The sequence below is a fragment of the Streptomyces sp. sk2.1 genome, assembly GCF_008120935.1.
In the GTDB taxonomy this organism is placed as follows: Bacteria; Actinomycetota; Actinomycetes; order Streptomycetales; family Streptomycetaceae; genus Streptomyces.
The window spans coordinates 1-11,341 of record NZ_RDBO01000234.1 but is presented as its reverse complement, the minus strand read 5'-3'; the positions used below and the strand labels follow the sequence as shown (position 1 = coordinate 11,341).

The 11,341-nt window shown below is 74.9% G+C and carries 11 protein-coding genes; 4 read left to right on the top strand and 7 right to left on the bottom strand.

Annotated elements, in window-relative coordinates; genetic code table 11:
- Together EAO76_RS43050 and EAO76_RS43045 are read left to right on the top strand one after the other, a co-directional pair.
- A partial coding sequence (locus EAO76_RS43050) for a Dyp-type peroxidase (RefSeq protein WP_148841648.1) occupies window positions 1-566 on the top strand: 566 nt, incomplete at its 5' end.
- A gap of 367 nt (window positions 567-933) precedes the next feature.
- Window positions 934-1,941 (top strand): hypothetical protein, encoded by a 1,008-nt coding sequence (locus EAO76_RS43045; protein ID WP_148841647.1) that lies wholly within the window; start codon window positions 934-936, stop codon window positions 1,939-1,941.
- 370 nt (window positions 1,942-2,311) lie between these two features.
- Here EAO76_RS43045 and EAO76_RS43040 read toward each other — a convergent pair whose 3' ends face one another.
- Window positions 2,312-3,208: a universal stress protein gene (locus EAO76_RS43040; RefSeq protein WP_148841646.1), complete on the bottom strand. Its 897-nt coding sequence runs from the start codon at window positions 3,206-3,208 to the stop codon at window positions 2,312-2,314.
- A gap of 281 nt (window positions 3,209-3,489) precedes the next feature.
- Window positions 3,490-4,026: a hypothetical protein gene (locus tag EAO76_RS43035; protein WP_148841645.1), complete on the bottom strand. Its 537-nt coding sequence runs from the start codon at window positions 4,024-4,026 to the stop codon at window positions 3,490-3,492.
- A gap of 467 nt (window positions 4,027-4,493) precedes the next feature.
- Between EAO76_RS43035 and EAO76_RS45175 the strand changes: the two genes are divergently transcribed.
- Together EAO76_RS45175 and EAO76_RS43025 are read left to right on the top strand one after the other, a co-directional pair.
- Window positions 4,494-4,943, top strand: coding sequence for a peptidase inhibitor family I36 protein (locus tag EAO76_RS45175; protein ID WP_187439056.1), 450 nt, complete (start codon window positions 4,494-4,496; stop codon window positions 4,941-4,943).
- A gap of 402 nt (window positions 4,944-5,345) precedes the next feature.
- Entirely contained in the window at window positions 5,346-6,404 is a 1,059-nt protein-coding gene (locus EAO76_RS43025; protein WP_148841643.1) for a CdaR family transcriptional regulator, read from the top strand.
- A 50-nt stretch (window positions 6,405-6,454) separates the two neighbouring features.
- Here EAO76_RS43025 and EAO76_RS43020 read toward each other — a convergent pair whose 3' ends face one another.
- The 5 genes from EAO76_RS43020 to EAO76_RS43010 form a co-directional block, all read right to left on the bottom strand.
- Entirely contained in the window at window positions 6,455-8,299 is a 1,845-nt protein-coding gene (locus EAO76_RS43020) for an ABC transporter ATP-binding protein (protein WP_262376255.1), read from the bottom strand.
- On the bottom strand, window positions 8,296-10,023 hold the full coding sequence (locus EAO76_RS43015) for an ABC transporter ATP-binding protein (RefSeq protein ID WP_148841642.1): 1,728 nt from the start codon (window positions 10,021-10,023) through the stop codon (window positions 8,296-8,298). The genes EAO76_RS43020 and EAO76_RS43015 overlap by 4 nt, the downstream gene beginning before the upstream one ends.
- A gap of 97 nt (window positions 10,024-10,120) precedes the next feature.
- Window positions 10,121-10,240 (bottom strand): ALQxL family class IV lanthipeptide, encoded by a 120-nt coding sequence (locus EAO76_RS45660; RefSeq protein WP_222872279.1) that lies wholly within the window; start codon window positions 10,238-10,240, stop codon window positions 10,121-10,123.
- Window positions 10,241-10,323: 83 nt separating this feature from the next.
- A complete protein-coding gene (locus tag EAO76_RS45655) occupies window positions 10,324-10,440 on the bottom strand; it encodes an ALQxL family class IV lanthipeptide (RefSeq protein WP_222872278.1) in 117 nt (38 codons plus the stop codon).
- A 54-nt stretch (window positions 10,441-10,494) separates the two neighbouring features.
- A partial coding sequence (locus EAO76_RS43010; RefSeq protein WP_148841641.1) for a S9 family peptidase occupies window positions 10,495-11,341 on the bottom strand: 847 nt, incomplete at its 5' end.

Here is an 11,341-nt window from a genome sequence, read left to right as displayed (position 1 = left end):
GATTCCTCCCGCCCCGCCCCACCGGCGAAACCCCGCGCAACCTCTTCGGCTTCAAGGACGGCACCCAGAACCCCACCACCGACGAACTCACCCGCTGGATCTGGCACGACGACGGCAGCACCTTCCTCGTCTACCGCCGCATCCACATGCACACCGACACCTTCACCACCCTGCCCACCACCCACCAGGAACAGATCATCGGACGCCACCGCACCACCGGAGCACCCCTGGGCGCCCACCACGAACACGACCCCGTCAACCTCTACGCCAAAACCCCCCAGGGCCGCTACCACATCCCCACCGACGCCCACATCCGCCTCGCCCACTCCCGCCTCGACGGCGGCGCCCGCATGCTCCGCCGCGGCTACTCCTACGACAACAACCCCCACGACCACGGCCTGCTCTTCCTCGCCTACCTCCGCGACCCCGCCCTGTTCACCCGCGTCCAGGAACGCCTCGCCGCCGACGACGCCATGAACCCCTTCATCGAACACCGCGCCTCCGCCGTGGCCCACGTACTCCCCGCACCACCACCCGGCAAACCCCTCGGCGACCAACTCCACTGACCCACAACCAAGTCCACCCACCCCGACCGCGCAACCGTTGACGGAGCCGCTCCGGCGTGTGGAAGGCGGCGGCGAAATCGGAGGGAGCCGACGTGCGCGGAAGCCCAGGAGGTACTTCGAAGGCTCCTCCCGGCCGGGGTGCGGAGAAAAGGGCGGTCGCCGGTTCGGCATGGCCGCGCGAGTTCGTCGGCGGGGCGCGTGCGCCGTAGGGTGCGGCAGGAACGAATGACCCCGGTGCGCGGTGAGGGCGCCGGGGTGCCGGGGAGGGAAACATGATCGATCCACTGGTGCCGGACGGGTCCGCGGCACGGCCGGGGGCATGCCCCTGCCGACTCCGGCCGGGGGCATCCGGCCGCACGGAGGGCTCATGAACACGGGCGAACCGTCGCCCTCCGGCCGGACGGAGGCCGCCGACGCGGCGCTCACACCACGACAGCAACGGCTCGCCGACCTCGGTCGCACGCTCATGCGCCGGATGACGGGCGCGGACGCGCCGCTCGCCGTCACCGCGCTGCCCGAGGACGACGCGGTGCTGGTCGCGCACACCGTGCGGGGCGGCGGGCGGGTGTACGTCGCCGCGGACGAGACCGTGCTGTTCGCCGGCTCGGCCGCCCCGCCGCACGAGGCGATCGAGGTCTTCCGTTCCGGGCGCCGCACGCCGTCGGAGCACTTCCGGCCGGCCGGCGCCCGCACCCAACAGGGGACCACGGGGCCGGCGACGGCACCCGCACCCGCTCCCCGGCCTCCGTACACCGTGCGGGACCGGTTGGTGGAGACGCTGGCGACGGAGCTGGCCGCGGCCCAGTCGTCGGACTGGGACCGCATCCGGTTCACGGTGTCCGCGGTGGACGGCCGTACGCAGGCGCGGTGCTCGGGCGAGCACGGCGGAATGCCGGTGGTGGTGCGGGAGGCCGGGACACCGGCGTTCGCGGAGGCCCTCGCCGAACTGCGCGCCGTCATGCACATCCCCGGTTCGGGGACGTGGTTCGGCATGACGCTCGACTTCACCGCCGAGGACCTCGCCGAGACCGCCTTCGACCACGACAACGAGCCGCTCCTCCTGCCTCCTCCCGGCCCGGAGGCGTACGCGCGGGACCTGGCGCGGTTCCCCCGCGACGCCGGCAAGCAGCCGGCGTGGCTGCGCGAACGGCTCTCCTGGGCCGGGCTGACGCCGCGCCAACTGCGGCTGGCCGAAATCGGGCGGGCCTTCCTGGAGGGGGCACCGATGCCGGGTGGTTCCCGCCCCCTGTTCCCCGTCACCGTGCTGCCCGAGGAAGGCGCCGTCGTGGTGGCCTCGTCGCGGACCGGCGACAGGGCGCACGTCGCGGCGGACGGAACGGTCCGGCTCGTTCAGGAGCCGCCCGCCGCCCCGTGATCGCGTTCCGGCCCGTGCCCGGTGCCGGAACGGCCGCGCGGCAGCGTGGACTCGCCATGCACGGCCGGTCCCTGTTCGCGCGGCCCGCCACCGCGGCGGGGGTCGCGTTCGACGACGCGGGCACGGCCGTCGTCCTCCTCGACGACACCGTGCGCCGGACCCGTCCCGGCCGACGAAGCGGGTCGCCGAGGAACGGACCGCGCTCCTCGGACGGTTCGCAGGGGCTTCCCCGGACCGGATCGGGCGGACGCCCGCCCGGCCGCGGGGCCCACCGGCCGGGACGGGTCCGGCACCGGCGTCTGATCACCACCGGACGCGGATCGGCCACGGGGCGACACGCCGTCCCACCGGGCCCGTACGGCGCGTCGGGTCACTCGTGGGGGACGACCGCGACCGGGCAGCGGGCGTGGTGGATGGCGGCCTGGGCCACGGAGCCCAGGTGCGGGGCCAGGGGGCGGCGGTGCCTGCGGCGGCCGACGATCAGCAGGTCGGCGTCCTCGGCGGCCCGCACGACGGCCTTGGCGGGACTGGTGAGCGCGAGGCCGTCGACGGCCTCCACCTGCGGGAACCTGTCGCGCCAGGGACGGAGGGTCCGGTCGAGGAGCTCCTGTGCCTCCTGGGCGACCTCCTCCGCCACCTCGTGGTCCACTCCCCAGGGCACGTACGCGTCCACCGGCAGGCTCCGGCCGTGCACGGCCCGCAGGGGCACACCGCGTGCGGCGGCGGTCCGGAAGCCGAATTCGAGCAGGGCCTCGCAGGGACCGTGCAGTTTGAGCGCCACCGCGACGCCGCCCGCACCGGTCCGGTCCGGCCGTGCTCCTTCCCCGCCGGCCCCGGCCCGCACCAGGACCACCGGACGCTCGGCGTGCGCCACGACGTGCATGCCGACGTCGCCGAGGAAGTAGCTCTCGACGGGCAGCAGCCCGCGCGAGCCCAGCACGACCATCTCGGACTCCGCGGCCGCCCGCATCAGGGCCTGCTCGGCGTCCTCGGCCACCAGGTCGTCGACCACGGACAGGCCCGGGTGGCGTGCCCGGAGCTCCGCCCCGGTCCTGTCCACGATCCGTCTCGCCCAGTAGTTCTGGTCCGCCTCGGCGGGCACCCCGGGCGGTTCGGCCGCCAGCAGGGGCCACGCGTGCAGGAGGCGCAGCGCGAACCCGCACCGCTCCGCCTCGTCGGCGGCCCAGCGGGCGGCGGCGAGGCTCTCGGGTGACCCGTCGAGGCTCTCGGGTGACCCGTCGAGGCCGACGGTGACGACTGGCTCCATGACGACTGCCTCCGTCTCGCGAGAAGCCGGAACGACAATGTGCGCACGTGCCGCCCGCCGCGCCGCTTCCGCCTCCCGCGCCGCTTCCGGCACTCGTGGTCGTCTCCCGGCGCCCGTGTCGTTCCTCCGGCGCCCGTGGCCCGGCCCGGGGGTACGGAGGACGGCGCGCCGGGCACGGGTCCGTCTCCTTCGACAAGTACACCGGATCCCGCGGCGGCGCATGCGGAGCCGGGCGTCGCGCCATGGGTCCGGGGCACCGGACCTCCGGGCCGTCGGGGTCGTTACCGCCGCCCCCGTCCCTGGGGAAACCGCCCCAGGTGCACCGCTCCGTGGACGACCTGGGCCAGCTTCCTGGCGTCCTCGGTGAAGGTGTCGAACCGTATGTCGCGCCCGTCGTTCAGCTTGATGGCGCAGCTGAAGCCCATGCCGCGGGTCTCGGCCAGCAACTGGTCGTTCCCGCCGTTGCGGGCACCCACCTCGGCGATGTCCGCCCAGGGGATCAGCGTGACGGTGCCCGCGACCCGGTGGGCCAGCCCCTGCTCGTGGATGTCGAAGCACTGCTCCCGGGTGCGGAACGCCTGGGTCAGCCGCCAGATGCCCAGGCCCCACCCCATCAGTCCCACTCCGAGCAGCAGCCCCGCCAGTTGCGGCGCGCCGTCGGTGGTGCCGATCGACGCGATCGTCACCGGAATCCCGAAAGCCAGCCCCACCGTGCCGACGACGATCACGACGGCCGCGTGCCGCAGCCGTCGGCCGCCGTCGGTGCGGTGTTCGCGGACGAATCCGCCCAACTGTTTGGACACCTCGGTGCGCCGCATCGGGTCCCTCCCCCATTTCGACATCGCGAACATCCCGGGGACGTGCCCCGGCCGGGGCGGCCGGTCCTCGCGCCGGGCCCGTCCGCAGGAACGCGACCGCCCCCGCCGACTTCCCCACGACCCCGCAGAATGTTCATCAACTTCCTTGGAGAACAAGGTAGTTGACCTTCACCCCATGCGCATCCGGCGCGATCTCCCCAGCTGCCGCGCGCCGGCTCCACGCCATGGCGCCACCCCCCGCCGTCCGGTCGCCACCCGACCGGACGCAGCCCCGAGACACACCCCGTTCACCGATGCGCACTCTGCGTCACCAATCGTCTCTCTGTGTAATCATCCATGGTGACGGAGGCGCACCCCGCCGGAATCCCGGCGGTACCGGGGCAGCTCCATGCCGATTCCGGGTTCCGTCACCCCTCGCACGGCACCCGCCGCACAGCCGGGTGCCCCGAAGCAATCAGGAGAGTTCCATGACCGCACGCCTCACGATGTCCGCGCGACTGGTCCGGGTGGCCGTCGTGGCCACGACCACGATCGGATCGCTGCTGCCGCTGGGCGCCGGTGTGGCCCACGCCGCCCCCGAGTCCGGGATCGCGCTGCCTCCGGGCGTGGTCAAGCTCAACGACGGCGAGCCCTGCCCGCCCGCCACCCTGTGCCTGTACCGCGACTACAACAACCGGGGGCCCGCCTACGGCATCGGGGCCGGTTACGACGTGGACCTGCGGGACCTGCCCATGTCGGGCGGCGTCCACGGATCCACCGCGGCCAACGAGGTGTCCTCCTGGGTGAACAACACCCACGGCCTCGCGACGCTCGTCGACCTCGAGGGCCACCAGCTCCGTCCGCTGTTCCCCGGCCAGTCGCTCCAGGAGCCGGCCGCGGAGAACGACACCGTCGACTTCGTCCACTGGATGCACTGACCGTCCGCCCCGGCCCGCCCCGTACCCACGGGGCGCCGCCGGGAGGACGCTGACCTCCTTGTCTCCCTCGCACCACCCCTCGTCGTCGGGCCCGGCACCGGGTCCGGCGACGAGGCGCGTCGCGCCCGGTCCGGCACCGGGAGGCGGAGGCACGGGCCGCCCTCCCCGCCCGGCCGCGCGGGTCCGTGCCCACCAAAACGGCTGCCCCTGTACGCGCGGACCGTGCGGGATAGAGTGTGCGGAACGCGCCGAGATTCGCGCTGGTGTGCCGGGAAGTCTGGTCGGCAGTCGGGGGACAAGTGTCCCCGGATTCCGATCGATGTCCCGGAGGACCCCCGTGCAGGACGGCTCCCGCGAGCGTTCCGCCCTTTCCGATACCGGTTCGCGGTACGAGGCACACCGGTGAACGGCTCCGACGCGGTCGGCGACTGCTTCGACGGCTACCCGGAACTGCTCGCCTCGGCCACTTCCGGCAACCGCCGCCTGACCCGTGCCGAGCTCGACGCCCTGCGCGCGTTCGGCGAGCGGGCCGCGGGCAGCGGCGCGACATTGCGCCAGGTCGTCGCGAAGCACCTCGAAGCGGCCCGTTCGGCCTGGCCGGGCACGCTCGCGTCGAGCGACAGCGCCCTCGCCGTCATGGCCCAGGCCATCGACGCGCTGGCCGAGGGGTACGACCGGGCCCAGCACTTCGCGGTACGTCAGCAGGAGGCCGCCCGCCGCGAGTTCATCGACGACCTGCTCTACGGGCGCAGCGACCTGGGCCGCCTGGCCGAGCGCTCGGAACGCTTCGGCCTGCGGCTGTCGCGGGCCCATGCCGTCGCCGTGGCGCAGGGCCCCGACCCGTACGCCGAGGGCGACGACGTGCCCCGGCGGGTGGAACGCGCGGTGACCGGCCGGTTCGGCGAGCGGCAGATCCTCCTCACCACGAAGGAGGGGCGGCTGATCTGCATAGCCCCCGGCGACCGGCGCGACGTGCTCACCCACTTCGCCAAGCAGGTCCACGCCGCGACCGACGGCGGCCGGACCGCGATCGGCCGGACCCACCACGGGGCCGACGGCGTCGTCCATTCCTACGAGGAAGCCCTCAACACCCTCGACCTCGCCGTCCGTCTCGGCCTGGACGCCCCCGTCCTCAACGCCGCCGATCTGCTGGTCTACCCCGTGCTGACCCGGGACCGCCAGGCGATGGCGGACCTCGTCCGCACCACCCTCGGCCCCCTCCTCCGGGCGCGCGGCGGCCCCCGGACGGCCCTCGACACCCTCACCGTGTACTTCGACTCCGGTTGCAACGCGACCGAGGCGGCCCGCCAGCTCTCCCTCAGCGTCCGCGCCCTCACCTACCGCCTCGAACGCATCCACCAGCTCACCGGCACCAACCCCGCCGACCCGCACCACCGTTACGCCCTCCAGACGGCCGTCATCGGGGCGCGCCTGCTCAACTGGCCCGAACAGAGCCTCTGACCGGACGCCCCCACCCGTCCGCCCATCCGCTCCCCCGGCTCCCGCCGCGGTCAGGCCGTGGGCCGGGCGGGGGCGTCCGTCCGCGGTCCGGCGGACCGGCCGGACATCCAGTGACCGACCAGGTCGCGGTAGAGCGGGCTCGTGACGAGCAGTTCCTCGTGCGTACCGACGGCCGTCCGCCGCCCGTCCAGCACCAGGACCCGCCCGCCGCGCAGCGCCGAGCTGATGCGGTGCGCGACCACCACGAGCGTCGTGCCGCGGGCGGCGAACGCCTCCTCCGCCCGTGCCTCGGCCGCCGGATCGAGGTGGCAGCCGGCCTCGTCCAGCAGTACGACGGAGGCGGCCGACGCGTGGGCGCGGGCCAGGGCCACGAGCTGTTTCTCACCGGCGGACAGCTCCGGCCCGTCCAGTCCCACGGGCGCGTCCAGCCCGCCCAGCCGCTCGACCAGGCCGAGGGCGCCGACCGCCGCCAGTGATGCCGTCAGTTCGGCGTCGGCGGCCTCCGGCCGCAGGTAGCGCAGGTTGTCCCGGACGGTGCCGGTGAACACGTACGCCTCCTGGGGAATCAGCGTCACCTCGCGGCGGAGCCATGCCCGGTCGGCCTCCTCGACCGGCACTCCCCCCAGGGTCAGCCGGCCGCTGTCCGCGACCGCCAGCCCGGCCATCAGCATGGTCAGGGTCGACTTGCCGGCACCGCTCGGGCCGACCACCACCAGGTGGGAGCCGGCGGGGACGTCCAGGGAGAGGTCGTCGATCACCGGGACGGCGCACGGCCCGTACGCGTAGGCGACCCCCTTCAGCGAGAGGTCCGGGGAGAGCGGGATGCGTCCCGGCGCGGGCACGGGGGCGGCGGGTGCCATGGCGCCGCCCAGCCGGCGCAGCACGGTGTCCAGCTGCACCCCCCAGGAGCCGAGGACGGCGACGAGTGCCCGCAGTGCGGGGGTCACCCCGCTCATCAAGTAGCTGGTGGCACCGAGGAGTTCACCCACCGACAGGGTGCCCCCGCGCAGCAGGGCGGGCGCGGCGACGAGCAGGGCGAGCAGCGGCATCTGGCTGCCCGCCGCCACCAGCAGGGTGTTGCCGGACATCGTGCGCGCGGTGGCACGGCAGGCGTCCTCGTGGCCGGCGATCCGGGCGGTGATGTCGGATGCCACCCGGTCGCGGGCGCCGCACGCGACGACGTCCCGGATGCCGCCGAACGCCTCGCCCGCGGTCGTGGTCAGGCGCTCCTCCGCCCGCAGCTGGGCGCGTTGCCGTCCGGCGAGCCTCCGCAGCCGCGGTACGCACAGCGCCAGGGTGAGGAGAACCGGTGGCAGGGTCGCCGCCGCCACCGGCGCGGACAGCGCGGCGAGGCCGATGAGGGCCATCACCAGGGAGACGCCCAGCTGCCGGGCCGAGCGCAGCAGGGCGGAGACCAGGGAGCGCACGCTCTCGACCTGGACCGTCAGCTGCGCCACCCCCGCACCGGCGTCGCCCCGGGCCCCGCCGACGGCCCGGCGCACCGCGCCGGACACCACCTCGGTCACCAGCTCGTCCCTCAGGGGCTCGACGAGCCGGCCCAGCCGCGGGGTGAGTTCGCGCGTCATGGCGGCGCGCAGCACCATCGCGGCCCCCAGCAGTCCGAGCCAGAACATGCCCGTGGCCGGGTGCCCCGCGAGGAAGCCCCGGTCCAGGGCGGCGGCGACCAGGAGGCCGGAGAGGAGCGCCGGGAGCGACTCCATGACGGACCATCCCGCCACCGCCGCGGTCGCGGCGCGATGGCGGCGGACGAAGCCGCCGAGCATTCGCAGTCCCACCGGGGCGGGCCCGGCGGCGGGGCCGTGCGCCGCCGGGCCGGGGGGTGCGGACGGGGGCGCCGGGACGGGGGCCGACGGTGACGGCGACGACTCGCTCATGCCTTCTCCTGCGTGTGGGGGGCCGCCGCCTGCGCGTGGGGGGTCGTCGCGGCGAACAGCTCCCGGTACTCGGGCAGGCGCCACAGCTCGTGGTGCGGTCGCACGGCGCGGATCCGCCCCTCGTCCAGCCAGGCCACCAGGTCGGACCTGGCCGCGGTGGAGACCCGGTGCGCGATCACCACACGGGTGCGGCCGGACCAGGCGGCCGCGAGGGCGTCGTCGACCCGGGCCTCGGTGGCGGTGTCCAGGCTGGACGTGGCGTCGTCGAGGACGATCACGGCCGGGTCGTGCACCAGGGCCCGTGCCAGGCCCAGCCGTTGGACCTCGCCGCCCGAGAGCGGGGCGTCGGACAGGGGGGTGTCGTAGCCGTGCGGCAGCCGCCGTACGAAGTCGTCCGCGTGGGCCGCCGCGGCGGCGGCCTCCACCGTGTCGTCGGGGGCGTCGGGGCGGGCGAAGGCGATCATGCCGCGGACCGTTCCGCCGAGCAGGGCGGGGCGTTCGAATGCGTAGCCGACCAGGGTGCGGAGGGTGTGCGGGGCGAGTTCGCGCAGCGGGAGGCCGTCGATGCGCACCGTGCCCTCGTCCGGGTCCCGCAGCCGGCCGAGCAGTGCGGCCAGGGTGCTCTTGCCCGAGCCGGACCGGCCCACCACCGCCAGCGACGTGCCGGCCGGGACGTCGAGGTCCACGGCGTCGAGGACGACCCGGTCGCCGGAGCGGACACCGACCCCCGAGAACGTCACCGCGCCGGTCGCGGGCCCGGTGTCCGTCCGGGTGCCGGGGGCGGCCACCGGCTGGTCGGTGGCCTCGGCGACCCGGCGCGCCCCGGCGAGCGAGACGCCGAGGGAGAAGAGCGCGTCGAGCTGGTCGAGCAGGGACATCGCGACCGCGGTGTAGCCCACCACGGCGGCGAGTTGTCCCGCGCTGATGTCCCCGTTCACCAGGGCGAAGCCGCCGATGCCGAGGACCAGCACCTCCACGGCGGGGACCAGCAGGCCGACCTGCCAGCCGGTGTCGCGCTGCAGGCGCCAGATGCGGTGCCCCGTCCCGGAGAGTTCCGGCAGCGGACGGAGGATCCGGGAGATCTCGGTGTCCGCCGTGCCGCTCGCGCCGATGGTCCGGGCGCCGCCCAGCGCTTCGAGCAGCAGCGCGGAGATCCTGCCCTGCGTCTCCTGGTAGGAGAGGAACAGGTGCGAGCTGCGGTTCATGAACACGCGGGCGATCAGTACCAGCGGGGGCACGCCCAGCAGGAAGGCGAGGCCCAGCCGCCGGTCCAGCAGCCACAGCGCGACCACGCCGCCCAGTGACGTCAGCACCGAGGCCGCGGAGGTGACCGCGATGTATCCGGCCTGGCCCGCCTGTGCGCAGCCGGCCGAGAGGCGGCCGGCGAGGTCGCCCGCCGGGAACCGCGCCGCTCCGGGGATCCCGGCGTCCAGGGCGCGCACGGCCAGGTCCCGGCGCAGCGCGGCCACCGCCGCGGCGCCGTACGTCCCGCCGGCCAGGGTCTGCAGGGCCCCGGCGGCCACCACGACCGCCAGGACCAGGGCGAACACGTACACGGGGGTGGCGGAGGGCCGTTCGCCGATGACCGAGTCGAGCGCGGTCGCCAGGGTCCAGGGCAGGGCGAGCGTGCCGGCGGAGCCGATGACGGCCGCCGCGCCCGCGAGGGCGAACCATCCCCGGGACCGGGCGGTGGCTTCCCTCAGGAGCCGCTGCGGGGACGTCATGGTTCCTCCTCCGGGTGGTGCGCCGGCCGGTGGGGCCGCGGGACGTGCCGGGGATGCCGGGCGCGCCGCAGACGCGGGCACGCCCGGCACCGGTCTGCTACTGCTGCTCGATGCTGGTGATCGTGCAGGTCCAGGTACAGGTGCGGGTGCAGCCGGCCAGGGCGACCGCTTCCTCGCCCTCCAGCGTCTGGAGCTCGTCCACGTCGATGGTCATCATGGTGTCTTCCTTTCGTCGGTGAGGGGTCGTCGTCGTACAAGGGCGGCAGCCGGGCGCGGTCACCGACCGGTGCCGCCGGTGCGTCACTGCTGCTCGATGCTGGTGATCGTGCAGGTCCAGGTACAGGTGCGGGTGCAGCCGGCCAGGGCGACGGCCTCCTCGCCCTCCAGCGTCTGCAGCTCGTCCACGTCGATGGTCATGGTGTTTCACCTCCTGTCGCGGGTGGTCGCGGTACACCGCCGGGGCCGGCGGTGTCACACGGTCGCGTGGGCGTCCGTGAGATCGGGGGCGGGCGGCGCGGTGGCCGCGGGCCCGGGGGTCAGGAACGTCATCAGCCGGTCGGTGAGTCCGGCTCCGCCGCGCTCCTGGAGGAGGTCGTGGCCCGCGCCCGCGCCTTCGAGGCAGGCGAAGTGGGTGTGCTCCACGCGTCCCGCCTCGATGAGCCGCTTGCGCAGCCGCCGGGTCTCCTCCACCGGTACGAGGGGGTCGTCGGTGCCGTGGACGACGAGCAGCGGCACCCGGATGCGGTGGGCGAGCACCTCGACGTTGCGGGGCCCGAGTTCGTCGTCCGGCGGTGTGCCCAGGCCGTGCCGTTCGATCAGGGCGCGCACGGCCGGTGTCGCCCGCTCGTACAGTCCCCGGGCGGACAGGAAGGGCGCGGCCGCCGCGCACCGCGACCAGGCGTGGGGGTCGGCGCACACGGCCAGCAGGGCGAGGAAGCCGCCGTAGCTGACGCCCAGGAGGGCGGGGGGTTTCGCGCCGGGCGGCCGGTGCTCCGTCAGCGTCCTCACCAGTGTGCGGACATCCGCGAGGTCGGGGACCCCCCAGGCGCCGTGGACGGCCGAGGTGTGTGCCCGGCCGTAGCCCGTGCTGCCGCGCTGGTTGGGTGCCACCACGGCCGTCCCGGCCTCGGTCAGGCGGTGCAGCAGGGGGTGGAAGCCCAGGGTCCAGGCGTCCTCGGGGCCGCCGTGCAGGGCGACGGTCACGGTGTCCGCGGCGCGGCTGTTCCTGTACGACGTCGCCGAGGACCGGCCGTACCCCACCGAACTGCCCGCCGGGTCGGCGGCGAGCGGGAACACCGAGCCGTCGAGCGAGTTGAGC

Excerpts from the sequence above, each read along its gene's own strand:
- EAO76_RS43045 (WP_148841647.1), top strand. The coding sequence starts at position 934 with ATGAACACGGGCGAACCGTCGCCCTCCGGCCGGACGGAGGCCGCCGAC.
- EAO76_RS43040 (WP_148841646.1), bottom strand. The coding sequence starts at position 3,208 with ATGGAGCCAGTCGTCACCGTCGGCCTCGACGGGTCACCCGAGAGCCTC.
- EAO76_RS43035 (WP_148841645.1), bottom strand. The coding sequence starts at position 4,026 with ATGCGGCGCACCGAGGTGTCCAAACAGTTGGGCGGATTCGTCCGCGAA.
- EAO76_RS45175 (WP_187439056.1), top strand. The coding sequence starts at position 4,494 with ATGACCGCACGCCTCACGATGTCCGCGCGACTGGTCCGGGTGGCCGTC.
- EAO76_RS43020 (WP_262376255.1), bottom strand. The coding sequence starts at position 8,299 with ATGAGCGAGTCGTCGCCGTCACCGTCGGCCCCCGTCCCGGCGCCCCCG.
- EAO76_RS43015 (WP_148841642.1), bottom strand. The coding sequence starts at position 10,023 with ATGACGTCCCCGCAGCGGCTCCTGAGGGAAGCCACCGCCCGGTCCCGG.
- EAO76_RS45660 (WP_222872279.1), bottom strand. The coding sequence starts at position 10,240 with ATGATGACCATCGACGTGGACGAGCTCCAGACGCTGGAGGGCGAGGAA.
- EAO76_RS45655 (WP_222872278.1), bottom strand. The coding sequence starts at position 10,440 with ATGACCATCGACGTGGACGAGCTGCAGACGCTGGAGGGCGAGGAGGCC.